We start from the raw sequence: 23,251 nt of genomic DNA on the forward strand, positions 1-23,251 counted from the left end.
TCCTCCTTTAAGCTTGTCGTTGAACCTTTTCCCGAAATTCGTTCGGAGTAACACCGACTTGTTTTTTAAAGACCTTCCGGAAATACTTATCGTCCGAAAAGCCCACTGCTTGGGCGACTTCATAGATACGCTGTCTACTCGTCTCTAACAGGCGCTTCGCTTCGTTCATCCGAATCGTCAACACGTATTCAGACAAGTTCACGCCATATTGTTGTTTAAAACGTCGCGAGATGTACTCTCGACTTAAGTAAAATCGTTCACTCATACCTTGCAAACTCAGCTCTTCCGAAAAATGTTGTTCAATGAACATTCCAATCTGAGAAATCGGGTCACCACTCGATTCATTGACCACGTCCCCTAATGCGCGTGCCAACGTATCATTCAATACATCGGGGTCAATCGGTTTCAACAAATAATCAAAGCTTCCATATTGGATGGCCCGTCGCATATACGAATATTCATCGTATCCTGTCAGTACGACAAGCTTAGCAAATGAAGCATGGTCGTGTACCCACTCCATCAGTTCGATGCCATCACAATGGGGCATTTGAATATCGGATAAAATGAGCGCTGGACGTTCCTGCTCGATGAGCGTCTGTGCTTCACGCCCATCCCTTGCTTCAAGTACGATCGTCACACCGAATCGTTCCCATTCACCGAGTAATTTCACCGCTTCCCTTACCGGAGATTCATCATCTACAATCAACACTTTCGTCATGACGCCACCCCCTCAGAAGAAGCGGGGAAACGCATCACAATTCGAAAACCGCCTGTTTCAGGTGTAGCCAACATAAATTTTGCCTCCCGATTATAGTTTAACATGAGTCGATCACGAATGTTTCGTAATCCTGTGCCTTCTGTGTCATAAAATGTCGAATCGCTTTGCTCGATTCGTGACATGACCCGTTCCCATTCCTCGGCCGTCAGCGAACGACCACTGTTCTCACAGCGAATCACAAGTGACGTATGATCCATACAGGCCGTCACCTCAAATCGATTTGCTAATGCAGACCCGTCCCGTTCGAAACCGTGTTTAAAGAAGTTCTCTGCCAACGGCTGTAAAATCATCTTTGGGACAATCAGTTCATGTAGTTCCTCAGGGATTGAGACAATCACTTGAAACTGATTTGGAAACCGTACGTCTTGAAGACGAATGTATGAGTTCAAATGCTCGATTTCTCGCTTTAGCGTAACCATCGACTCTTCTGGATGCATCGTATAGCGCATCATCGAAGAGAGTTGCGTAATCAATCGATAAACCGTTTTGCCCTCTCCTTTTAACGCCAACGTTCCAATCGACTGCAACGCATTGAATAAGAAATGCGGGTTGGTTTGCGCCTGAAGTGTGCGCAGCTCGTTCGTTCGATTCTCTAAGGCGAGCTTATACTCTCGTTGAATCAAATCATCGATCCGTTCAATCATTCGCTTGAACTGTCTCCCAAGTACGCCAAACTCATCATTTCCGAGGGAATCAAATGAGACGGTCATGTCTCCTTGCTCGATTCGCCAAATGTTCGAGGTCAATGTCTTGATTGGAGTCGTCAATTTCATCGAGGCATACGTCGCTCCGATCAATGCCAAGATGAGCGAGACAATCCCGACAAGCAAGATGATGAACGACGTTCGTGAGGCCGGTTCGGTCAAGAGTTCATCCGGGATCGATTTACCGACATAAAACTGTTGATGGTCGAACTCGAAGGTTTTCGTGATCTGATGGTGTTTTCCGTCTGTCGAAATCGACCGCGGTTGAAACGAAGTCGGGATCTCCCCTTCACCGAGGTGGGCGAACACGCGGTTATCCTCACCGACAAACCATAAACTTTCTTCCGGATTATTCTGCAGAGAGGCCAACTGTCCGATAAATAAATTTTCAGGGATATCAAGCGATAGAATAGCAAGCGGTTCATCCGTTTCAATTTTATCGAGTCTAAAATGAAGCGTCACGACGTCCTCTTGCGTCATAATCGGTCCAAAATCATGATAAGGAATGAGTGGATGGGAAGCTTCCAATAGAACACGACTTTTTGGATTCTCTAAAAGCTGTTGCTGGACGACACTTGGTTCTTTTTTCGAGCGCGGGGATACTTTCATCTTGTACGCTGCGAACGAATCCATATCTTCGAGCATCAACAGCTGAATTTGCGCCACGTCTTCACGGGACAAATACATCGCAAGTAGAGCACGTCGCACTTCAATCTCCGTTTCTCTTAATGAAAGACCCGGTCCGTACTCTAAAATATCCAATACATCGCGGTCGGCATATAGACTCGTGGGAAGCCGACTCAAATCAGAGATGTAGCGCTCCATCTGACGTGTGCCTCGTTCGAGCGACCATTCGGTCATCTCGAGACCACGTTCACGCTCCCGATCTTTTACATACCAAAATGAAACAATCGTCGCTAAAATGACTGGCACGATAATCGTCAACGCAATCATTCCCGTTAACTTTGTCCGAATGCTATTCACCGATCTCCCTCCTACTCCAACAGTATATCACGCGTTATGCAAACGTTTGCAAAAAAACCTAAAAAAAAACCCTCGTCTCTTTTGAGACAAGGAGATTTCCGTTATTCATAGGATTCCATTAACTCAATGAGTTCAGGACCATGACCCCAATCACGTGCCGTGTCAATCGGTGTCATCCCGCTGTCGTTTTCGAGTGTGACGTCAGCTCCGTTATCTAGCAAGAGTTGAACCGTTTCTTCATCAACCTCATCATTGTAGAACAAGTTGTGAAGGGGTGTTTCGCCGTACTCGTCTTGGACGTTCACGTCAGCACCGTTTAATAGTTCCGCTTCAATCTCTTCATAGCTCGCATTGTTATACGTCAATTCTTGAATCGGTTCTTCCCATTCAAGTGCCCAGTCATCTCCAAAGTCTTCGGTCATGCCTGCTGATACGATTTCGGTCAAATCATCACTCATCACGAGTAAGGCGATGATGGCTCCGTTCCCGATCACCGTCAACAACACCATCGAAATGATTGAAGCTTTCACATATCCAGCCGTCTTGAATACCGGAACGTTTTCTTCACCGGCAGATGTTGCAATCGATGCGATTCGCTTCGGCAACGTTGGATGTGTCGACAACAATTCACTATACTTCGCAATAAATCCGTTTTCCCGACTTGCTTCATATAAATAGTCAAACTCATTCACTTCTTTCGCGAGCGGCCCCCCGATCGCGAGAACCGTTAATGCACGTTTCGCCGCCCCGAAATCTTGAATGTAATGGGCAGCCATCCGGTCACACGTATATTCACAAGCGCGTGAATAGGCAGAACCTAAGAAAGGAATGATACTTCCTAGCAAGATGACCCACTGTTTTTGGACATGGTTTCGGCGAATGTGCGCCAGCTCGTGCGCGATGACGAACTCCACTTCTTTCGTCTGACCCGTCCGTGTCAATTCCACAACATCCGAATACAAAATGACCATATTCTTTTGGAAGAAACGAGTGGCAAAAGCGTTTAGCACACCGCCCGCTTGTAAAATATACACATCCGGTAACAAGCGGATGCCCATATCTGCCCCGACACGTTGGACCATGTCATGGAGTTCTGTGAACTGACGAGCCGTCACTTTGACACCGTTCGTCCGAATGTACCCGATTTGAATCCAGTGCGTAAAGAGCGAGAGCGATACGATTGTACCGATGATCCATAAAAATAGACCAAATGAGGCTACCGTCAACACGACCCCGAGGATCAACACGAGTACGCTTGCTGCAACTAAAAGTGAGAAGTATAATTTTTCTCGTTTATGTACCAAGTTTGAATGATTCATCTAAATTCTCCTTCTTTTTCCAAAATACATGTTTAATTATACCGTTACTTCCAGAAGAAACAACGAAAAAAATAGAAACTGACAAAGTCGTCAGTTTCTAGCGAATCGTTACTTGATAGAGTTGATCATCTTGCGGCTGCGGGGTGCCTCGTCCGTCCGTATTATTCGAAATAAAGTACAATGTGTCGTCTTCTAACCACACATCACGAATCCGACCCACATCTTCGACAATCGTCGTCACTTGTTTCGTTTCTCGGTCGATGGCGACGAGACGCTTGTTCCGAAGGGTAGCCATATAGACGTATTGCTCATCTGTCGCAATACCAGAAGGTGCCCACGACGTGTCACCTACTTCAAACCATGGTGTGACAAGGCCCTCTTGTTCTTGATTTGCCTCAATGATCGGCCATCCGTAATTATTTCCTTCTTCAATCATATTGACCTCGTCATGCCCGCTCGCCCCATGCTCACTCGCATAAAGCATGTCGTCAATCCGACTCAGACCTTGGGGATTCCGATGACCTAGGGAATAAATCCAGTCGGTCGGTTCACCTTCACCCGATAATGGGATTCGTATAATCTTTCCGGCTAACGATGATTCGTCTTGTGCGAGTTCAGGCACGAGCGCATCTCCCGTCGTCACCCAAAGGTTCTCACCGTCCAGCAATAGGCGACCCCCGTTGTGGAAACGCGCACCAGGAATCTCATCAAGTAAGACATTCGTCTCTTCAAAGCGTTCTCCATCCCACGTCAACTCGACGACACGATTTTGAACATTTCTTCCTGACGATCCGTACGTGTGATACGCGTAAAGTTTACCGCTCGATTCAAAATCTTCGCTTAACGCAAGACCAAGGAGTCCTCCTTCACCAATCTCGAACACGCTTTCCTCGAAGTTCACGTCTTGTCGGGTTACGCCACCCGAACCGTCAATGACGGTGATGGTACCACCACGTTCTGATACGAGCCATCCGTCCTCTGTCCGAACGAGTGACCACGGGATGGCCAAGTTCTCGGCAACTGTCGTCACCTCACCAATTTCGAGTCCCGATTCTTTCGTCGTGCCCGTCTCACGATCAGTCTCTGACTCATTACGTGTCGACTCTTCTGAAACTCGTGGTTCTGTTCCTTCGTTCGTTTGTTCTGGCGTACATCCCATCAGAAACAACAATGTCACAATCCCGATTTGACGTTTCATGTCGGTTCGCCTCCCTTTTCCTCATCATACCCTTGTTTCACGAGCGTTGTGAAGGTTCCGGTGGGCGGGCTGGCAAGCGAGACGAGATGACGAACGCGATGATGGCCGCGACCATCGCCCCGATAAAGATGCTGTTCAATCCGGTCGCGATGATTTGTTCTCCTTGCAGTCGAACAGATGCGTTCAACGTCTCCGTGACGCTCTGATTGAAGAAATCTTCTAATGAAACTTGAGATAACGCCTCGCCGTTCTTAAAGTCATTGAGTACGACAAAGTTAAAGACGGCCCCAAACACGGCAACGCCGAGCGTTTGACCAACCGTACTCAAAAATGAGTTGGTCGCCGTCGCTGTTCCACGCTGTTGATACGAGACGACAGTTTGCAGGACAACGATAAACATCGGTTGAGACAATCCGAATCCGACGCCAATCAGCGCCACTGCACCGTATACCCACACATCCGCACTCGATTGCGATAACAGTGTCAACGTGAGTGTCCCGATGATCAGTAAACCCATTCCAATCAAGGCGCGCCGTCTCGGAGAAGCCACACCAAGTGTACGTCCACCGATAATCGATGTGAACGTCCACGCGACCGATAATGGCATCAACATAAATCCAGCCTCTGTCGCTGATTTCCCTAACACAGCCTGTGCCCAAATCGGGATGTATGCGGACATCGAGACGAGCACCCATGCTGCAAAAAAGACTGACCCGTTGATGGCAGCAATCGTCGGTTGCTTCAATAATTCAAACGGTAACAACGGAGATGTCGCTTTTCGTTCGGATACGAAGAAACCAACTAATAAAACGATACTGAATAGTCCACTGGCAACAATGGTCGTCGTCCATTCATTCGTCTCACTGAATGTAATGAGCGCATATAGAAATGCGGTCGTCCCACCCGCGAACAAAAGAGCGCCTTTCAAGTCAATCCGTTCAGTCGTCTCAGCGACTTTCTCTTTATAGAAGATGACGATCATGATGAACGAAAGTAACGCGAATGGCACGTTCAACAAGAAGACGTAGCGCCATGACAACGTTTCGACCAAAAAGCCGCCGATGACCGGACCGAGTACACCCGATACGCCCCATACGGCACTTAAAATCCCTTGAATCTTTCCACGTTCCTCATATTTGTATAGATCACCGATAATCGTCATCGAAATCGGAAGCACCGCACCAGCCCCTAGACCTTGCAACGCCCGAAAGACAATCAACTGTTCCATCGACGTGGCTAACCCACATAAGAGTGAGGATAACGTGAACAACCCGATTCCAAACAAGAGGACACGTTTTCGTCCGAATAAATCCGCAACTTTCCCATAAATCGGAGTCGATACGGCCGTAAATAGTAAGAAGGCCGCAAACACCCAGCTGACGAGCGTTGCCCCGTTCAACTCACTGGCGATTACAGGAGTCGCAACCGATACGACGGTCCCTTCAATCGCGGCTAAGAAGGTCGCCAACAAGAGGGCAACCGTCACATTTTTTCTCATACATTCCATCTCCCCAAAAAAATAGTGGCGTCGGAAGGTTCCGAACACCACTTCAACTGTCTATTATTTTGTGCGAGCCACGTGCATTTGACAAGTGTCATCTTGCGATTCGAAAAAGAATTCTCTTAGCCGTTCGTAAGCGGCTTGTTGTTCATGAACGTTTACCTTCCCACAAATGGTACCCGCTCTCATCATCCAGACTTCATCTGACAACATAGCCGCCACATCTAATTGGTGAGTTGAAAACACAATCGTCGCCCCTCGTTTCGCCTCTTCGCGTAGTAAGTCTTGAAGCATTCGCATCCAGATGGGGTCCAATCCGTTCGTCGGTTCATCTAATAGTAGGATATCTGCCGCATTGACGAGTGCTTGTGCCAAAAGGAGGCGTTGTCGCATTCCTTTAGATAGTTCGGTGACGCGCTTCTGCTTATGCTCGTACAACCCGACCCGCTTTAGAGTCTCGGGAGTCGGTCGTGCCTCTTGTAGGATCGCATAATAGGCGAACGTCTCTTCAACCGTCCATGTGTCATCAAACGAAAAGTCGTCAGGCATATACCCAAAGCTTTGATTGTATTTCCTTCGTTCTGTTGTCGTGTAGCCGTTCAACTGAATGACCCCGGTGCTTGGTTCGATTGTACCGTTCATCAGATTCAAAAGCGTCGACTTCCCAGCTCCGTTGCTCCCGCATAAAGCAACGATTCGCCCCGATGCAATCTCTTCACGAATCGGATAGAGCGACCACGTATCGCCATATTTTTTACCTACGTCTATACAATGAATCATGATGTTTTCCTCCAAGCCATTTTCGAAGCAAGCCATAACAAGAGACCACTCGTCGCTAATAAGGTAGCCCAGACTACGACAGATCCAACCGGTTGATTCATCCAAGTTAATAACTGAAGGTAGACACTTCCGAAAATATCGGGAGACGACACTGATGTACTTGCCCAAATTCGCATCAAATCAAATCCATTCACGAACAGCGAGGCAATCATCCCATTCACTTGTATGCCGTAAGGAAGCCAGGAAATGATTGTCACGAGAATCGTCGGCCACAATAACACGAAGACGACCCACGTTAAAAAGGCGAGCAACATCGCCCGGATTCTCTTACGACCAAGCAATCCAAGCAACGTACCGAGTGCCGTCGCATAAATTGTTAATCCGGTCGCGTATGCGAACAGAATGATCCATGTTGTAAACGATTGCCCGACAACGAGCGACGCGATGAGGAATGCTAGTAATAGAACGAGCACTTGTGTGACCAAAAACGAACTGAAGCGAATGAAAATGAACTTCCATTTCGGATACGTGAATGTCGAAAGCAAGTTCAATCGCTTCGACTCCCGCTCTTGTCCCCAATGAAGCGCAGTCGTCAATAAGATAAAGAGCGGAAGTAATAGTCCGAGCACTGTGATGAGCGTCGCACTGATATTCGTATAGTCCGCAGCAATCGGCAGAGCTTGTCCGATTCCCCCGAGTAGAACGAGCGTGATGACCCATGTCAGGAGAAAGGCATAGTTCTCTCGCTTTCGAAGGCTACGTGCCCATTCCATTCTCCATAAAGACATCAGTTACTGCCCTTCTTCTTCCGTATCCATCTCCATGTCCATCTCACTATCTTGGTCCATTCCGTCCATCGAACCTTCGCCGTCCATCATCATATTCATCTCGCCGCGTTCCCATGTATGATCTTTCAATTGATCAAAGTCCATCATTTCGCCACCGTTTTCTTCCATATACGCTTCTGCGTCTGCTTCTTTTGCGAATGAAAGAATATTGTAAGCCATCGGTGTTTTCGACTCTTTGTCATAAACGAACATCGCCTCGTCTAATTCGACCCAATCTTTCGTATTGAAGTCTTTTACATACATGGCAGCAATATCTTCTTCTTTTTGTTCAGGATACCAATCACGCATCAAACATCCGATATCATCGAACGCATATCCTTTTTCATTCTCCATAATCGCTTCCGCCGCAAACTGTTCATCCATGATCTTCATCTTACACACTTCGCACTCTGTTTCTCCCCATTTGATGTCAAACGGTTCTGCCGATGCACTTGAACATGCCCCAAGCGCTAAAGATAATCCTGCTACTGATAATAGTCCTGCTACTTGTTTATACGATTTCATGTCGTTTCCTCCCAAATATCCAAATGATGATGAGTAAAAAGATACTCCCTACGCTCCAGATTGACCCGTTCCAATGCCAGATCGCCGAATCAGTTTGTGGTGATCCGTCCGTCAACGATACGTCTTCCGGGCTTCGTAATATGTTTTCTAATAGAAGAAGCCCCGGTGACCCGTACAACAACTCGAATGCTTCATATGAATCCGTCAATAAGAACAAATATGGATCGGTCCGGAATGGAATCTCACTATAGCCGTCACGATTCAGATCAAGTGTCGTACCACCCCAAACATTTCCTTGCACCACGTTTTCCGATGACTTGAACATCGTCACGGGTTCTCGATTCCCCAATAGATTGTTTCGAAGAATCATCATCCCGCTTGCTTGCTTCAATTGAAAGCCAATATCGTTGCCGTTGATTGCATTCCGTTCAAGGATTGTCCCTTCTGACTGTTCTGCATATAAACCGATATGATTTCCGTAAATATGCGTCATCTCGATGATTGTGTCGACAGCTTCATATAACATCAGCCCCGTCGCCGTTCCGCCAAATTGGTCGTGTACATTCCCATTTTGAAAAGTGACTCGATCGGTCCCCATAATCATCGCACCTGTCAGGTTATGATGTAGTTCAGGTACCGAAATCACAACATCGGTCGGAAACATCAAGTGAATGCCGTAACGGGAATGCGAAATGATTGGTCGAACAATCTTGTGCCTAGACCCGTTTTCTATGTATATCCCATCTCGCACTTCTTTCGCGACGACTCCTTTGAGTTCTGATGCTTCGCTGTTAAGAAGTACGATTCCATCCGCCTGTCCGTTCCCTTGAATCAATGTTCGAATGACCCGCACGCCGTAACTATTCTCAATCAATAGTCCAGTTCCCGAGGACTCAATGGATACATCGATTAGTTGATGTCCGAGACCTGATACTTGAACGGCTGGGACATCGTCGCCCTCACACTGTTGAACCGATACATGTTCAAGAACAGCACCCGTCCCCCGAAGAATGAACGCAGGATGTCCACAACTCGTATACATTTCTCCATCCCCATCGAACAATTCGTTTGATTCGATGACGATTGGTTCAGTCAATGGAGTCCGTGTTTCTTCCGCATTCACATAAGGCATCCAACACATAAACAGAATACTGACTAATAATCGTTTCATGCCCCCTCCTTCTCTCAACCGCTTACACCCCCCATTTTACTGAAACCCCCATAGGTATGTGTGTGGTTTATATGGGATTCTTGTGACAGTTTCTTCATAAAAAAAACACAGACGGCGAAGGGGTCGTTTCACCGTCTGTGTCTCGCTTATTTCACTTTGTCTTGCCATACTTTCGTGAAGTCTTGAAGCATCTCTTCACCTGTTTTTTGTCCACCCACGTATGCCTGCATAAGCGCACCGTATTCATTCACCGCACCATCTGGATACTTGAACCAGTTCCATGAGATGGTCTTCCCTTCATTCGAATACGCCAAGATATCATCTGCGAGCGGTCCGAGGTCGTTCGCTTCAATCGACTTGAATGCAGGGATAAATTTAAACTTGTTGACCATATAGTCTTTTCCAGTATCAGACGTCGCCATCCACTCTAAGAAGTCTTTTGCTTCTTCCTTATACTTCGAGTTCTTGTTGACGACCCAGTTGTTCGGCACGCCAACCGGAAGGCGATCCATCTTCTCGGCATCGTCGTTGATCGGGATTGGAACGAAGCCCATCTCCATATCCGGATTCACATCGAGAATCATCTGTTGCGCCCAGTTCCCTTGTTGGAGCATCGCTGTCTCTCCTTGGGCGAACTGTGTGACTTGTGTATTGTAGTCTGTCGTCAACGGGTTCTTATTCCCGTATTTAATTGTTAAATCAAATAGCTTCAAAAATTCTTGGAACTGTTCGTTGTCTTCAAATTTCGCTTTATTTTCATTAAGTGCTTGAATGAACGCGTCCGGATCGTCTTGTTGCGCCATCGGAATGTTCAACAAGTGGATTCCTAAAATCCAGAACTCTGCATAACCGACAGAGAATGGTGTGATGCCTGCCTTCTCAAGTTTTTCAGCAGCATCTGTCAGTTCAGAGAGCGTTTTCGGCAACTCTTTGATACCCGCTTTTTCAAATAGTTCTTTATTATAGATGAATCCGTACCCTTCGAGGTTCATCGGCATTCCGTATAATTTACCATCCATCGTCATCGGTTCTTTAGCAACTTCCGTCAAATCACCGACCCACTTCTCGCTCGATAAGTCTTCGAGTTTGTCTTTCCACGTCTGCGCTTCTGTGAAGCCACCGTTGTTGAAAATGTCTGGTTCGTTGCCTGAAGCGAATTGCGATTTGAGGGCCGCACCATAGTCCGCACCGCCACCGACTGTTTGGACGGTGACTTTCACACCTGTTTCTTCTTCATACTCTTTTGCCATCGCTTCAAGATCTTTCGCAATCTCCGCTTTGAATTGGAAGACGTTCAACGTGACGTCTTTCTTGTCGCCATTATCCGCATTTCCTTCAGAAGAACCTTCATCCGTGAGTGATCCTCCGCCACAAGCCGTAAGTGTTAGGACCATTCCAGCCGTCATGACCGCTGTTGACAATTTCCACTTCCGTTTCATCTCATTTCCTCCCTTAAACTCATCCATTCTTTACAAAATCAACTTTAAATGAAAACGCTTCCACTATGTAGGTGTCAAAATTGACGGATAGGGTGGAAAATGTTGCACAGAAAAACAGGACTCATATTCTCGAGTCCTGTTCCGTGTTTCTTCTTATTATATTACAACAAGCTGATGCCAGCTTCTTTGCACGACTGCATCACTTCTTCTGGCCAGACCGACGTTTGCACCTCTCCGATGTGACGCGCACGCAAGAGGTACATCGCCATGCGGGATTGTCCGATGCCTCCACCGATTGTCAGCGGGAGTGTCCCTTCGAGAACACCTTGGTGGAACGGGTATGCCCGTTTCTCATCAGCGTCTGCTTTTTTCAACTGCGCATCAAGAGCCGTTTCATCTACCCGGATTCCCATCGACGATAATTCAAATGCCGATTCGAGTTCCGGATGCCAGACGAGGATATCACCGTTGAGCGACCAGTCATCATAGTCTGCTGCACGGCCATCGTGTTTCATGCCAGAAGCGAGAAGATCTCCAATTTGCGAGATAAAGACAGCGCCATATTCTTTACAGATTGCACTCTCACGCTCTTTCGGTGTCATCGTCGGATATGTGTCCTCCAACTCTTGACTCGTGATGAAATGGATTGCTTCGGGAAGAATCGCTTCAATGCCATACGTTGTTTCCACTGCCGACTCTGTTTCACGGAGTGCCGCATAAATCGACTCGACCGTTGCTTTTAAATACCCCATCGTTCGCTCTTCCCGAGCGATGACTCGTTCCCAGTCCCACTGGTCGACGAAGAGCGAATGTGTCGCATCAAGTTCTTCATCACGGCGAATGGCTCGCATTTGAGTATACAAACCTTCCCCGACACCGAACCCATAACGTCCGAGTGCCTCACGTTTCCATTTCGCAAGCGATTGTACAATCTCGAGCTCATGGCCCGGATACATCGTATCGAACTGAATGATTCGCTCCACTCCGTTTAGATGATCGTTGACCCCACTTGCCGATTCAACGAATAGCGGTGCCTGTACTTGAGTGAGTCCGAGTTCACGTGAGACTTTCTCCTCGAAGAGTGCCTTTACTGCTGCGATTGTCTGCTGTCTTTCCTTCATCGTGCTTGTTGCTGTTGTCATTTTCCGTTTCCTCCAATTGTGGAATATTTGAAAATGAAGCCATGAAAAAAAAGCCCTCCATTCCCATCGAACATGGGACGGAAGACTTCGGTTCCGCGGTGCCACCCAAATTAGTAGACAAATCTACTCACTTTTTCGAGACAATCATCTCGTAACTCCGATAACGGGGAGCGGTCCGGCTACGTCTACTGGCAAAGCGTTCGGGTAGCGACTCCAGGAAGTTTTTCGACGAAGGGTTAAGACCGGGCTCACACCACCCCCGGATCGCTTGACTCACTACCTTCGTGTACTCGTCCTTTCGACGTCGTTCACAATTGAATTGAGTTCATTATTATAAATATTCAGACTAATGTCAACGACTTTTTTCAAAAAAATTAATCCTCCGTGTAGCGAACGGAGGATTCCCTTGGGAGGGTTATTTAATCGAGCCACTTGTGATCCCCTTGATGATATGTTTTTGCATACCAAAGAAAAAGACCAGAAGCGGAACGATTCCTAGCACTAAACCAGCTAACGCAAGATCCCATTGCTTCGTGTACTGTCCAAAGAAATAGAACGTCGCGAGCGGAATCGTCCGTAATTCGACGTCACGGAGAACAAGCGATGGCAATAAGAAGTCGTTCCAAATCCATAGACTATTCAAGATGACAATCGTCACCGTGATTGGCTTAAGTAATGGGAAGACGATGCGCCAAAATACACCCCATGTCGAACAGCCATCAATGATTGCCGCCTCTTCAATCTCTTCAGGGATCGATTTCATGAACCCGTGATACAGGAACACAGAGATTCCGGAACCAAATCCGAGATACATGACCATCAGTCCCCAGTGACTGTTGAGTAACCCGAGAATGCTCGAGACTTTCACGAGTGGAATCATGATGGATTGAAATGGAATGACCATCGCTGCCACGAATAAGAAGAAAATCATCGTGGAAATCCAATGCTTCGTCCGAACAAGTTTCCACGCTGCCATCGATGTGAAGATGACGATGATGGCATTCGCACCGACCGTAATGAGAAGTGAGTTCAGAAACACACGCCCATAATTCATCGCTTCCCACGCTTCTGTATAGTTCGACGTCAACCATTCATTCGGTAACGCCGATGTATTCGTAAAGATTTCAGCCATCGATTTGAACGAGTTGGCGACGACGTAATAGAACGGGACCAAATAGAGAAGTCCGAGTAAGATGGCGACAAGTTCAATGACTCCAAGATTCCAAGAATACATTCCTGAGCGCAGTGGACGCTGCGGGGCGCGCTTCGGTGTCTTCTCTACGCCTCTCTCGACATGTTCCAATTTCTCAGTGGTCATGCTTCCACCTCCCGTTTCTTAGTCACATACACTTGCGTCACCGTAATCGCAGCTACGACCAAGAAGAAGATGACCGCTTTCGCCGACCCGAGACCATAGTTGTTATTGACGAAGGATTCCGTGTAAATATTTAACGCCAACATTTCCGTTGATTTGAACGGTCCGCCGTTCGTGAGTGACAAGTTCGTATCAAACACTTTGAATGACCAGGAAATCGTCAAGAACAAACAAATCGTGATCGATGGCATGATCATTGGCAACGTGATGTGACGTAGCATTTTGAAGCGATTTGCCCCGTCAATCCGCGCCGCCTCCATCAAGTCGGTCGGCACATTTTGTAACGCTGCGATGTAGATGACCATGACATACCCGCCACCTTGCCAGATCGCGACAATGACGATTCCCCAGAATGCTGTTTGCGCATCTCCGAGCCATGGTAATTCAAACAGACTCCAACCCGTCAACGCCCCGATTGAGGCGAAACCTTTCACATAAATGAACTGCCAAATAAACCCGAGGATTAATCCACCAATCAAGTTTGGCATGAAGAATATCGTCCGTAAGAAATTTCGTGTCTTAATATTCATCGTTAATAACAAGGCCAATGAGAATCCGACGATGTTTGTCAGTAAGACCGATACAATTGTGTATTTGGTCGTAATCCAAAATGAAGCTCGGAACTGCTCATCTTCAAGGAATAAACGTTGATAGTTGTCAAATCCGACAAAATTCAATTCTCCTGTCACACCGTTCCAATCTGTGAAACTATAGTAGATTCCGTTAAAAAACGGGATGAGAACGATAGCGACGAACGCTAGAAAAGCTGGTCCGACAAATGCTATGAAACTCGCTGGCTTCTTCCAATTTCGTCTTCGTTTCATCCGTTTCGAAGTTTCTGTCATGTGTATCGCCTCCACTATCAATGTATCGTGAAGAACCTTTTATGAAAACGGATACATTTGACGGAAAGGGTGGAAAATATTGAACGGAATGAATGAATTTCACGCTCTGATGAGTTATGATAAAATCAATGACAATACGAACGGATTGTATGTCAATCGATTCGTCTCGTCCTTTAAAACGCCAAATCCGAATATTAATTGATATATAAAACACATCGTTCGAAAATGGAGGTACTTTCTCATGACAACAACGAAACCATTATCTGATCTAACGATCGCGCAACAAGCTAAAACATTGCCAATAAAAGAGATCGCAGCAAAAATCGGACTACAAGAAGACGATCTTGACCTTTACGGAAAATACAAAGCCAAACTTTCTTACGATGTCCTTGATCGTGTGAAGACAAAACAAGATGGAAAACTTGTACTCGTCACAGCCATCAATCCGACGCCAGCTGGAGAAGGCAAATCAACGGTTACGGTCGGACTCGGCCAAGCCTTGAACCAGTTGAATAAGCAGGCAATCGTCTGTCTTCGCGAACCGTCACTCGGACCGACGATGGGCTTGAAAGGTGGAGCTGCTGGCGGTGGTTTCAGCCAAGTCCTCCCGATGGAAGACATCAACCTCCATTTCACGGGAGACATGCATGCTATTACGTCAGCCCATAATACAATCAGTGCTATGATTGACAATCATCTTCACCAAGGAAATGACCTTGGCATCGATGTCCGCCGTATCGTCTGGAAGCGCGTCCTTGATTTGAACGACCGTGCTCTCCGTCACGTCACCGTCGGTCTCGGAGGTGCTGCTCACGGCGTACCGCGCGAAGAAGGTTTCGACATTACCGTTGCATCTGAAATTATGGCAATTCTTTGCCTCGCTGACTCCTTAAAGGATCTTGAAGATCGGATTAAAAGAATTGTCGTTGCCTACGACCACCAACAGGAACCAATTACTGCTGAGCAAATCGGTGCGGCCGGAGCGGCAACATTGCTTTTGAAAGAAGCGTTCAAGCCGAACTTAGTCCAAACAATCGAACAAACTCCTGCCCTCGTCCATGGTGGACCGTTTGCGAATATCGCCCACGGCTGTAACTCGCTCATTGCGACAAAAACAGCTTTGAAACTTGGTGAATATGTCGTGACGGAAGCAGGCTTCGGCGCCGACCTCGGAGCTGAAAAGTTCTGTCACATCAAGTCTCGAGTGGGAGAGTTAAATCCAGATGCGGTTGTGCTTGTTGCGACCGTTCGTGCTCTGAAGATGCATGGCGGCGTATCAAAAGATCAACTTCACATCGAGAATGTCGGTGCAGTTGGTAAGGGAATGAAATTGCTCGCGAAACATATCGATACGATGAAAAAGCTAGGTCTCCCAACCGTCGTGGCCTTAAATCGATTCAATTCAGATACTGAAGAAGAGATTGCGACAGTACTTGACTGGTGCAAAGCGCACGATATTCGCGCTTCGTTAAGTGAAGTGTGGGCAAATGGTGGAATGGGCGGCCAACAGCTCGCTGAAGCCGTCATTGATGCGGTTGAATCAAACGAAAGTAAGTTATCGCCACTTTACGAGTTAACCGATTCGATTGAACAAAAAATTAAAACGATTGCCCGGGAAGTATATGGAGCGGCTGATGTCACGTTCACCGCAAAAGCCAAAAAACAAATGCTTGAGATTCAACAGAAAGGCTGGGCAGACTTACCAATCTGTATGGCGAAGACACCGTTTTCTCTATCAGACGATCCTTCCAAGTTCGGTTATCAACAAGGATTCACCATCACGGTCCGCGAATTAAAACCATCAGTAGGAGCAGGTTTCCTCGTTGCTCTCACAGGAAACGTTTTAACGATGCCAGGCTTACCGAAACATCCAGCCGCTCTCAATATGGGCATTGATGAATCTGGAAAAGCAATCGGACTTTTCTAATAGGAGGATGACACATGGTTCTTTCGGAGTTGACGTATCCAGACGGATATCAAACAGAAGTGATGGAAATTCGGGCAGAGCAGTCCATTGGAAAAATATTCATCTTTCACGGGATGCTTGAACACCATGAAAGATATATTGAATTCGCTCACTTTCTAACAGAAAATGGATATGATGTATTCATATGTGACTTACGAGGAGCGGGATCAAGCGCCCACGACCAACAGACATACGGGCACCTCGCTCCTGGCGATGGGTTTCAGCAACTCGTCGATGATGCTCAGTACTTGATCAACCGTTATGAGGATGATCGCCCTACGTATGTATTAGGTCATAGTTTCGGTTCTCTTCTTGTTCGTCGACTCGGTCAAACTATGGGACACGCCTTGGCTGGTGTGATTGTCGTCGCCCCGCCCCCACATCCAGGGGTCGCGGGTGAAGTTGGACATCGTTTGATCGCTACTGCCATGAAACGAAAAGGCGCTACACATCAATCCCGTTTCTTTGAACGTCTTTTGTTCGGGCGCTACAACCTTAAATTTTTACCTGCTCGAACGGATAGTGACTGGCTTTCAAGCGTTCCCGAAGAAGTCGACTCGTATTTAGATGATTCGAATTGCGGCGGCCTCCCCTCACTCGGCTTTTTACACGAAGTAACCCGGGCCTCCCTTGATGTCACAACCTCTGCGCGCATTCATGAACATCCGAAGTCTCTCCCGGTGTTGTTTGTCGCTGGGATGGACGATCCTGTCATACATGATGGGGAAGGGTTGAACGGGATCATCGAAAAATATCGTAAGGCGGACGTCGAACTTTCCGTCGCAACTTATGACGATGCTCGACATGAAATTCTGCGTGAAGCGGACCGGGAACAAGTATGGTCAGACATACTGATGTGGATGAAGCAAAACAAAATCCAGTAATCAGTAAAAAAATGAGACACGCGCCTATGACTTGGCGTCGTGTCTCATTTTATGTCCATTCGACTGAGTCGATGATAGATTCGATCTCCATCTTTTCATTCGTCACTTGATCGGCGACATACGTCAAGAACAAAAGACGTTTTCCGTCCGTCAACGACCATACATCTAGATGCATCCCGTCTTCGATCCCGCTTGCGTAAGCTGTCGTCATGTTACCCGTCTCATCCGTCACGCTCGGCGCCACTTTTACATCGATCGGGAACTCTCCTAAGAACGTATTGAGTTCGCGTAAGACGGCTTCTTTTGGTTCTTGTGAATCTTCAGATTCGTAGATGGAAATTTGAAGCGTTCCTTGCGCATCCTCTTCTGTTGAATAGAAGCTCACGTAGTCTTCTTCTTCATTGTATTCGTAATGTTCCGGATACGTCAGGCGGAACCACCCATCGATTTCATACTCTTTCATGCTGTTTTCTCCTTTACTTGCTTAAATGCCAGTCCTGTGACCATTTTTGCTTGTAATGCGTACTTTAGTCGTTCGGTCACGTAAAGACGTTGGCTATTTACATCTTGGGCAATCATATGTCCGAATAAATTCATTCGAACCGTTTGATTGGATAGGAAATAGAATCGATCCGTACTTAACGGACGATACTCATTCGAGTGTTCGAGGTATTCGATTTCAAAGCGTCGAAGTACATTAAGCGCGCAATATCGATCGGTCTTCCCTGTGCTTGTATGAAGCTCGACACGGACGAGCTGAACGTCATATGGACAGACATTCATAAAGATTGGACTTACCCGCTCATGGATCAAGAGGATGCCCATATCCGTTTCAATTAGATCAGGTAAGGATCCTTCATCTTGCGAGATACTCAATACGACATACGGTCGGTTCGATGGTGCGAGCAATTCCCCTTTGTAAAATCGAAATCGCTGAATCCCTGTCAGAACTCGTGCACGCCAAGCACTCCCTCGTGCTTCCGCTTCCATTCGATACAACCTCTCTCCACTCACGCTTACTCCCCCTTCACTTGTTTGAGCGCATCGACGAATGTTTCCCATTCTAGGTTGTCACAAACAACCTTATTTTCCAATCCCCATTCTTCATCGATTGTCAAACGTACTTCGTTCGATTCAGGGTGACGTATCATTCGAAGATCTCCAATTTGAATCGTATCAGGTGAAATGGCAAATGTACGACTCGGCAATCCGACCCACTTGACCCGATTCGAGCGTAATACAACATACCATTCTTCATCGCGATGAATGGAAAACGTCCAGTTTCGGAGAGACACTGCCGTGTCTGTTTGTTTGGACTGCTTCAACATTCGAAATCCTTCGCCCATCAGTCGTAAATATGATTTTCGTTCATTCATATTTGATTTCTCCCCTTTTTTCTATTATCTTCGTTGTGGATAGGATTCTGCAACCTAAAAAGTTTTTTAAAAAAGGGTTTGCAAATAGAATCTGATATGCTATTATATCAAAGTAACGTTAAGACGTTTCGCGGGTGTAGTTTAATGGTAAAACCTCAGCCTTCCAAGCTGATGACGAGGGTTCGATTCCCTTCACCCGCTCCATATTCTTTTTCATGCGGGTGTAGTTTAATGGTAAAACCTCAGCCTTCCAAGCTGATGACGAGAGTTCGATTCTCTTCACCCGCTCCAATATCGACATATACGCGAGAGCCTCTCGCACACATACAATGCACGGTTGAGACCTTGCAAAAGCAGAAAGTCATCTGACTTTCTGCTTTTTTGTTGTTCCTTCGATTGTTTTGGGGAAAAGAGTGAATGAACCTAATCAGATGAGGAGGAACTCTTTTGATTCAAGCGAAACTGCAATCATTCACGATTTACGAAAGTGCATTAATGCGAACCACATCGACTTTGATTGATACACCAGACGCCATTCTCTTGATTGACCCGACGTGGCTTCCTGAAGAGATCGCCACGATTCGTCGGGATATCGAGCTAAACCGTAATGATCGCCCACTTTACGTCATCTTCACTCACCATCATTTTGATCACATTATCGGGGCTTACGGCTTTAAAGATGCGACGACGATCGCTTCACAGGCGTTTGTTGATGCCGATTCATCTGATCAGTTAGATGAGATTCGAGAGTTCTATGAGCAGCACTATATCGATCGCCCGATTCAAAAACCCGAAATTGATATCGTGGTTCAACCGAACCAGACACTTCAACTCGGTGCTGTTCCTGTTACATTTATTTCGACACCCGGTCATGATGCGACACACTTGTCCATTCTGATTGAATCGATGAATCTACTTGTTTGTGGAGATTACGGTTCGAATATCGAGCCCCCCTTTATCGAGCATGACCCGAGCGCTTATCTCGAGACACTCCAAACGTTACAAACTATCATTTATGAACATGAAATTCAATGGTTCGTGCCGGGACATGGTGACCTGTGCGACAATCGTAGTAAGATGATTGAACGATTGAGCGCAGGTGAAGAATACATTTTGGCACTTCCCGAAAACCGTCATTGGTCTCCTATGTGGCCAGAGCATTCCTTTTTCGACCGTGTTCATGAACGCAATCGAAAAATGGTGGAACAAAAAGAGACCGATCGCCGGTCTCGTCAACAAGATTACTAAAAAAATCGCAACGTCTCCCCAAGACGTTGCGATTTCCCCCTATGTAGACCTATTTCTTTGTGACGCGTTCTGAGCGGACCGTGAACATACGGTCAACCCCATAGATCGTTACTCCCGTCAGAGCGAGTAACCCAATCATTGCAGAAGAAAACATGACCATCCCCCCATTGTTCACAGTTTCGTCATAATCACCCCGTGTTTTCATTATAGAAGACCATTTTAAAAAAAGAAAGCGTTTTCTTCAAACTTCCTTCACATTTATCAAACTTAATCTCTTTCGCTTCTTGAAACAACTTCCTCTTTCTGATTAGACAGACACTCGTAAAGATGTGTAGCTTTTGTGGAATATGGGAATACATGATGTAAGGATAAAAAGAGACAGAAGATGCTCGTCGAGGAGGAAGAGGCATGATTAAGTACGGTACATTGGTGCGAATCGAGGGAAAATATGCCGTATTGAGATGGAATAACGGCTCAAGTTTCATTCCTAGACGATTCCTACCTTCCGAAGCACGTGTTGGTGATACAATCATTCGAGACAATCATCATTATTATCTTGAAGAAGATATGACCCCAAATTTTGATGCATTGATCAAGCAACACTATAAAAGCTGAACGATCTGCCCTCCCATAAAGGGCAGATCGTTCAGCTTTTTTGAAATATTACATTGACGTCTTTTCGATTTGTTGCTGAATCCAGGCTTCATCAACGGGACCGGTCTTCTTCGCCACAATTACACCGTGTTCATCTAACACATACGTTGTCGGTAACGCGACGACGCGATATTGTTGCTCTACGACAGCCTCTTCATCTAACAAAATTGGAAAATCAACCGGGTACTCCTTCAAAAAAGCCTCGACGTCTGCTTTTCCACGTCGTTCATTTTTCGTGACGTTCACCCCAAGGACAGGGATTCCTGTCGCTTTTTCAAATGACACAAGTTCAGGAAACTCATCTCGACAAGGCGGGCACCATGAAGCCCAAAAATTAATGACTACCGGCGTTCCTTGGAACTGCGAAAGGGTGAGACCCTCCTCGTCCAACGTATTCAAGGCGAAGTCTGGAGCTTGTTGCCCCACTTCGAGTCCTCCTAAGGCTGATTCATTTTGGACGATAGGAACCGCTTCTTCTTGCTTTTGCGACATCATATATTCTTCGTATCCTTTGTAAACGAGCCCAGCAATCAATAGAAGGATGAGCGTTCCGATTACGATTCTTTGTAAGCGCATCATTTACCCCTTGTTTGTTTTACTTAAGATTTCTACACTTAACTTATCACAAACCGCAAAGGAGCGTATGTATCGTGCAACTTCAAAACGAAAAAATTCAGATTACATTAAAAGCACAGGGTGCGGAAATGACCAGTTGGAAAGTATCCGAGAAGGAATATTTATGGCAAGGTGATCCGACATATTGGGGACGACAAGCCCCAATCCTTTTCCCGATTGTCGGGCGCTTATTAGATGACCAGTATATATACGAAGGCAATACGTATACGATGAGTCAGCACGGCTTTGCTCGTGACGCAATTTTCGACATTGAATCGTCGACTACTACTTCCGTCCGTTTCACCTTGAAAGATACACCAGAATTACGTCAACATTACCCCTTCCCGTTCGTGCTGAACGTATCGTATCAACTCGTAGGCGAAGAAGTGATTGTCACATATCGTGTCCATAATCCGGGTGAAACCGTTTTACCATTCAGTATCGGTGGTCACCCCGCTTTTAACATCCCTTTCATGGGTGGCGCGTTCGAAGACTATACACTCGACTTCGGAGAGGTGCGTACACTTGACCGTTACTTATTAGAGGGTCCTTACCTGACAGGAGCCTATCAACCATTAGGTGAACGCCAATATATCCCGCTCACCCGATCGCTATTTGACGACGATGCATTGATTTTCGAAAATGTCGAGTACGCTGCACTACGTCATCAGCCCTCAGGCACTGCGATTGTGATGGAGAGCCCCTCGTTTACTCATTTTGGCATTTGGTCCCCACCCCATAAAGATGCTCCATTCGTTTGCCTTGAGCCGTGGTTCGGTCACGCAGATTATAAAGGACATCGGAAAGATTTTCTGCACAAAGAAGGAATACAACTCCTTGCCCCAAACGAAACGTTCGAAGCGAGCTATACTCTATATATTGAACACTAAAAAACAATCCGACGATCATCGTCGGATTGTTTTTTTCGTTAGAAACGATCTTCTTGTTCCGCCTCATATTCTGATGGCGGTTTTTTCATAATGATTGCCAAGACAATATAAATGAGAAGTCCTGGCCCACCGAGAAGTGCCATCGCCACAAATAGAACACGCATGATGGTGACGTCCACCCCTAGATAATTCCCGAGCCCTGAACAGACTCCAGCAATCATTTTATTATTTTCATCTTTATACAACTTGCGTTCCATATCATCTTCTCCTCAACTCGTTATGATCGTTGTGGTCGGCGTAACGTGGTTCTACCTCCGTTTGCCACTTCTCCACGGCCTTCAAAATCAAGCGCTTCATTAATCGGTGTACTACCCGACTTAATTTCGATTCGGCGACCGTATAATCCACGGTTGTCAAGAGATGCAGCGATGACAGTCGCGACATCCGTCTCGGAAATCGTCGCACCATCCGCATCGTTCAAATCTTCAGATGCTTCGATGGAGCCTTTACTCGGTTCATCAACAATGGTCACTGGGCAAATGATCGTATAGTTCAAACCGCTATGTTCGATATATTCGTCGGCGGCATTGTTGGCTGACAGAAAATTAAAGAGTTCCTTTGGTGCGGCATTCGGTTGGTCCGCGCCATATGCGCTGAGTAAGACGACGTGACGTACTCTTTCCTTTTTAGCAGCGTCGATCGCGTTCATTGCGACGTTTCGGTCGAGCAGTTCAATTTCGGTACTCGATCCGTCTGCGCCAGCAGTCGCCGCAATGATGACTGCATCTTGTCCACTTGTCGCCTCATGAACTTTTTTCTCAAGTTCTTTCTCGACATCAACCGTCAACACATGCGCACCCATTTTCTCGTACTCTGCTTGTAGTTCAGGATAACGAATTAAAGCGGTCACTTGATGGGTCTTCGCTAGACTTTTCAATACACGTTTCCCGATCTTTCCTGTTGCTCCAATGACTAATACTTTCATTCAAATTTCCCTCCTCAAAAGAGTAGTTCATTTGTTTAAAATTCC

Annotated in this window: 24 protein-coding genes, 2 tRNA genes and 1 other annotated feature; of the genes, 7 read left to right on the forward strand and 19 right to left on the reverse strand. The window is 46.4% G+C overall.

From position 1 onward, the window contains the following. Nucleotides 1–7 precede the first annotated feature (7 nt). The 13 genes from KNO85_RS12715 to KNO85_RS12775 all read right to left on the reverse strand — a co-directional run bounded on the left by KNO85_RS12715 (nt 8) and on the right by KNO85_RS12775 (nt 14,588). Nucleotides 8–718 (reverse strand): response regulator, encoded by a 711-nt coding sequence (locus KNO85_RS12715; RefSeq protein WP_214790612.1) that lies wholly within the window; start codon nt 716–718, stop codon nt 8–10. Next, on the reverse strand, nt 715–2,466 hold the full coding sequence (locus KNO85_RS12720; RefSeq protein WP_214790614.1) for a sensor histidine kinase: 1,752 nt from the start codon (nt 2,464–2,466) through the stop codon (nt 715–717). The genes KNO85_RS12715 and KNO85_RS12720 overlap by 4 nt, the downstream gene beginning before the upstream one ends. A gap of 101 nt (nt 2,467–2,567) precedes the next feature. Next, the gene (locus tag KNO85_RS12725; RefSeq protein WP_214790616.1) at nt 2,568–3,785 is read right to left on the reverse strand and encodes a M48 family metallopeptidase; all 1,218 of its coding nucleotides are present in this window, start codon (nt 3,783–3,785) and stop codon (nt 2,568–2,570) included. A gap of 97 nt (nt 3,786–3,882) precedes the next feature. After that, nucleotides 3,883–4,983 carry a PQQ-dependent sugar dehydrogenase gene (locus KNO85_RS12730; protein WP_214790618.1) on the reverse strand — a complete coding sequence of 367 codons (1,101 nt, stop codon included), beginning with the start codon at nt 4,981–4,983 and terminating at the stop codon, nt 3,883–3,885. Between the two features lie 37 nt (nt 4,984–5,020). Next, complete coding sequence (locus KNO85_RS12735) at nt 5,021–6,481, reverse strand: MDR family MFS transporter (protein ID WP_214790620.1); 1,461 nt, start codon at nt 6,479–6,481, stop codon at nt 5,021–5,023. A 63-nt stretch (nt 6,482–6,544) separates the two neighbouring features. Next, nucleotides 6,545–7,264, reverse strand: a complete 720-nt coding sequence (locus tag KNO85_RS12740) for an ABC transporter ATP-binding protein (RefSeq protein WP_214790622.1) — start codon at nt 7,262–7,264, stop codon at nt 6,545–6,547. Beyond that, nucleotides 7,261–8,052, reverse strand: a complete 792-nt coding sequence (locus KNO85_RS12745; protein WP_214790624.1) for a hypothetical protein — start codon at nt 8,050–8,052, stop codon at nt 7,261–7,263. The genes KNO85_RS12740 and KNO85_RS12745 overlap by 4 nt, the downstream gene beginning before the upstream one ends. A 3-nt stretch (nt 8,053–8,055) precedes the next feature. Next, nucleotides 8,056–8,616 carry a nitrous oxide reductase accessory protein NosL gene (locus tag KNO85_RS12750; RefSeq protein ID WP_214790626.1) on the reverse strand — a complete coding sequence of 187 codons (561 nt, stop codon included), beginning with the start codon at nt 8,614–8,616 and terminating at the stop codon, nt 8,056–8,058. Then, nucleotides 8,603–9,787: a NosD domain-containing protein gene (locus KNO85_RS12755; protein ID WP_214790628.1), complete on the reverse strand. Its 1,185-nt coding sequence runs from the start codon at nt 9,785–9,787 to the stop codon at nt 8,603–8,605. Before KNO85_RS12755 ends, KNO85_RS12750 begins: the two co-directional genes overlap by 14 nt. 146 nt (nt 9,788–9,933) lie before the next feature. Further along, a complete protein-coding gene (locus KNO85_RS12760) occupies nt 9,934–11,226 on the reverse strand; it encodes an ABC transporter substrate-binding protein (RefSeq protein ID WP_214790630.1) in 1,293 nt (430 codons plus the stop codon). 161 nt (nt 11,227–11,387) lie between these two features. Continuing rightward, nucleotides 11,388–12,368 carry an aspartate--ammonia ligase gene (gene asnA, locus KNO85_RS12765; protein WP_214790632.1) on the reverse strand — a complete coding sequence of 327 codons (981 nt, stop codon included), beginning with the start codon at nt 12,366–12,368 and terminating at the stop codon, nt 11,388–11,390. Between the two features lie 70 nt (nt 12,369–12,438). Next, nucleotides 12,439–12,679: a binding site (T-box leader), on the reverse strand. Nucleotides 12,680–12,783: 104 nt separating this feature from the next. Continuing rightward, on the reverse strand, nt 12,784–13,602 hold the full coding sequence (locus tag KNO85_RS12770; RefSeq protein WP_214790821.1) for a carbohydrate ABC transporter permease: 819 nt from the start codon (nt 13,600–13,602) through the stop codon (nt 12,784–12,786). Nucleotides 13,603–13,682: 80 nt separating this feature from the next. Further along, nucleotides 13,683–14,588, reverse strand: coding sequence for a carbohydrate ABC transporter permease (locus tag KNO85_RS12775; RefSeq protein WP_371816667.1), 906 nt, complete (start codon nt 14,586–14,588; stop codon nt 13,683–13,685). Nucleotides 14,589–14,829: 241 nt separating this feature from the next. On the opposite strand from KNO85_RS12775, the gene KNO85_RS12780 reads away from it, so the two are divergent. Next, entirely contained in the window at nt 14,830–16,515 is a 1,686-nt protein-coding gene (locus KNO85_RS12780; RefSeq protein ID WP_214790634.1) for a formate--tetrahydrofolate ligase, read from the forward strand. Between the two features lie 14 nt (nt 16,516–16,529). Beyond that, nucleotides 16,530–17,438 carry an alpha/beta fold hydrolase gene (locus KNO85_RS12785; RefSeq protein ID WP_214790636.1) on the forward strand — a complete coding sequence of 303 codons (909 nt, stop codon included), beginning with the start codon at nt 16,530–16,532 and terminating at the stop codon, nt 17,436–17,438. Between the two features lie 49 nt (nt 17,439–17,487). Here KNO85_RS12785 and KNO85_RS12790 read toward each other — a convergent pair whose 3' ends face one another. From KNO85_RS12790 to KNO85_RS12800, 3 genes are read right to left on the reverse strand one after another with little or no spacing between them, the layout of a single operon-like run. Next, complete coding sequence (locus KNO85_RS12790; RefSeq protein ID WP_214790638.1) at nt 17,488–17,901, reverse strand: DUF3805 domain-containing protein; 414 nt, start codon at nt 17,899–17,901, stop codon at nt 17,488–17,490. Continuing rightward, nucleotides 17,898–18,452: a hypothetical protein gene (locus KNO85_RS12795; RefSeq protein WP_260569837.1), complete on the reverse strand. Its 555-nt coding sequence runs from the start codon at nt 18,450–18,452 to the stop codon at nt 17,898–17,900. Before KNO85_RS12795 ends, KNO85_RS12790 begins: the two co-directional genes overlap by 4 nt. 2 nt (nt 18,453–18,454) lie before the next feature. Beyond that, entirely contained in the window at nt 18,455–18,814 is a 360-nt protein-coding gene (locus KNO85_RS12800) for a hypothetical protein (RefSeq protein WP_214790640.1), read from the reverse strand. 130 nt (nt 18,815–18,944) lie between these two features. On the opposite strand from KNO85_RS12800, the gene KNO85_RS12805 reads away from it, so the two are divergent. The 4 genes from KNO85_RS12805 to KNO85_RS12820 all read left to right on the forward strand — a co-directional run bounded on the left by KNO85_RS12805 (nt 18,945) and on the right by KNO85_RS12820 (nt 20,677). After that, nucleotides 18,945–19,018 (forward strand) — tRNA-Gly (locus KNO85_RS12805). 13 nt (nt 19,019–19,031) lie between these two features. After that, nucleotides 19,032–19,105: transfer RNA gene (locus KNO85_RS12810), tRNA-Gly, on the forward strand. Nucleotides 19,106–19,261: 156 nt separating this feature from the next. Beyond that, a complete protein-coding gene (locus KNO85_RS12815; RefSeq protein ID WP_214790642.1) occupies nt 19,262–20,062 on the forward strand; it encodes an MBL fold metallo-hydrolase in 801 nt (266 codons plus the stop codon). A gap of 408 nt (nt 20,063–20,470) precedes the next feature. Next, the gene (locus tag KNO85_RS12820) at nt 20,471–20,677 is read left to right on the forward strand and encodes a DUF3006 domain-containing protein (protein ID WP_015880796.1); all 207 of its coding nucleotides are present in this window, start codon (nt 20,471–20,473) and stop codon (nt 20,675–20,677) included. Nucleotides 20,678–20,725: 48 nt separating this feature from the next. Here the strand turns inward: KNO85_RS12820 and KNO85_RS12825 are convergent, their stop codons facing one another. Continuing rightward, nucleotides 20,726–21,292, reverse strand: coding sequence for a TlpA family protein disulfide reductase (locus KNO85_RS12825; protein WP_251130700.1), 567 nt, complete (start codon nt 21,290–21,292; stop codon nt 20,726–20,728). A gap of 74 nt (nt 21,293–21,366) precedes the next feature. Between KNO85_RS12825 and KNO85_RS12830 the strand changes: the two genes are divergently transcribed. Further along, the gene (locus KNO85_RS12830) at nt 21,367–22,221 is read left to right on the forward strand and encodes an aldose 1-epimerase family protein (protein ID WP_214790646.1); all 855 of its coding nucleotides are present in this window, start codon (nt 21,367–21,369) and stop codon (nt 22,219–22,221) included. Nucleotides 22,222–22,259: 38 nt separating this feature from the next. On the opposite strand, the gene KNO85_RS12835 is transcribed toward KNO85_RS12830, so the two are convergent. Next, nucleotides 22,260–22,478 (reverse strand): PspC domain-containing protein, encoded by a 219-nt coding sequence (locus tag KNO85_RS12835; protein ID WP_214790648.1) that lies wholly within the window; start codon nt 22,476–22,478, stop codon nt 22,260–22,262. A gap of 20 nt (nt 22,479–22,498) precedes the next feature. After that, a complete protein-coding gene (locus tag KNO85_RS12840) occupies nt 22,499–23,206 on the reverse strand; it encodes an SDR family oxidoreductase (RefSeq protein WP_214790650.1) in 708 nt (235 codons plus the stop codon). Between the last annotated feature and the right edge of the window lie 45 nt (nt 23,207–23,251).

This window comes from Exiguobacterium sp. s124 (assembly GCF_018617485.1).
Classification (GTDB): Bacteria; Bacillota; Bacilli; order Exiguobacteriales; family Exiguobacteriaceae; genus Exiguobacterium; species Exiguobacterium aestuarii.

Coding starts and splice junctions, on each gene's coding strand:
- KNO85_RS12715 (WP_214790612.1), bottom strand. CDS start 718: ATGACGAAAGTGTTGATTGTAGATGATGAATCTCCGGTAAGGGAAGCG.
- KNO85_RS12725 (WP_214790616.1), bottom strand. CDS start 3,785: ATGAATCATTCAAACTTGGTACATAAACGAGAAAAATTATACTTCTCA.
- KNO85_RS12730 (WP_214790618.1), bottom strand. CDS start 4,983: ATGAAACGTCAAATCGGGATTGTGACATTGTTGTTTCTGATGGGATGT.
- KNO85_RS12735 (WP_214790620.1), bottom strand. CDS start 6,481: ATGAGAAAAAATGTGACGGTTGCCCTCTTGTTGGCGACCTTCTTAGCC.
- KNO85_RS12740 (WP_214790622.1), bottom strand. CDS start 7,264: ATGATTCATTGTATAGACGTAGGTAAAAAATATGGCGATACGTGGTCG.
- KNO85_RS12745 (WP_214790624.1), bottom strand. CDS start 8,052: ATGTCTTTATGGAGAATGGAATGGGCACGTAGCCTTCGAAAGCGAGAG.
- KNO85_RS12750 (WP_214790626.1), bottom strand. CDS start 8,616: ATGAAATCGTATAAACAAGTAGCAGGACTATTATCAGTAGCAGGATTA.
- KNO85_RS12755 (WP_214790628.1), bottom strand. CDS start 9,787: ATGAAACGATTATTAGTCAGTATTCTGTTTATGTGTTGGATGCCTTAT.
- KNO85_RS12760 (WP_214790630.1), bottom strand. CDS start 11,226: ATGAAACGGAAGTGGAAATTGTCAACAGCGGTCATGACGGCTGGAATG.
- asnA (WP_214790632.1), bottom strand. CDS start 12,368: ATGACAACAGCAACAAGCACGATGAAGGAAAGACAGCAGACAATCGCA.
- KNO85_RS12770 (WP_214790821.1), bottom strand. CDS start 13,602: ATGTATTCTTGGAATCTTGGAGTCATTGAACTTGTCGCCATCTTACTC.
- KNO85_RS12775 (WP_371816667.1), bottom strand. CDS start 14,588: ATGACAGAAACTTCGAAACGGATGAAACGAAGACGAAATTGGAAGAAG.
- KNO85_RS12780 (WP_214790634.1), top strand. CDS start 14,830: ATGACAACAACGAAACCATTATCTGATCTAACGATCGCGCAACAAGCT.
- KNO85_RS12785 (WP_214790636.1), top strand. CDS start 16,530: ATGGTTCTTTCGGAGTTGACGTATCCAGACGGATATCAAACAGAAGTG.
- KNO85_RS12790 (WP_214790638.1), bottom strand. CDS start 17,901: ATGAAAGAGTATGAAATCGATGGGTGGTTCCGCCTGACGTATCCGGAA.
- KNO85_RS12800 (WP_214790640.1), bottom strand. CDS start 18,814: ATGAATGAACGAAAATCATATTTACGACTGATGGGCGAAGGATTTCGA.
- KNO85_RS12820 (WP_015880796.1), top strand. CDS start 20,471: ATGATTAAGTACGGTACATTGGTGCGAATCGAGGGAAAATATGCCGTA.
- KNO85_RS12825 (WP_251130700.1), bottom strand. CDS start 21,292: ATGCGCTTACAAAGAATCGTAATCGGAACGCTCATCCTTCTATTGATT.
- KNO85_RS12835 (WP_214790648.1), bottom strand. CDS start 22,478: ATGGAACGCAAGTTGTATAAAGATGAAAATAATAAAATGATTGCTGGA.
- KNO85_RS12840 (WP_214790650.1), bottom strand. CDS start 23,206: ATGAAAGTATTAGTCATTGGAGCAACAGGAAAGATCGGGAAACGTGTA.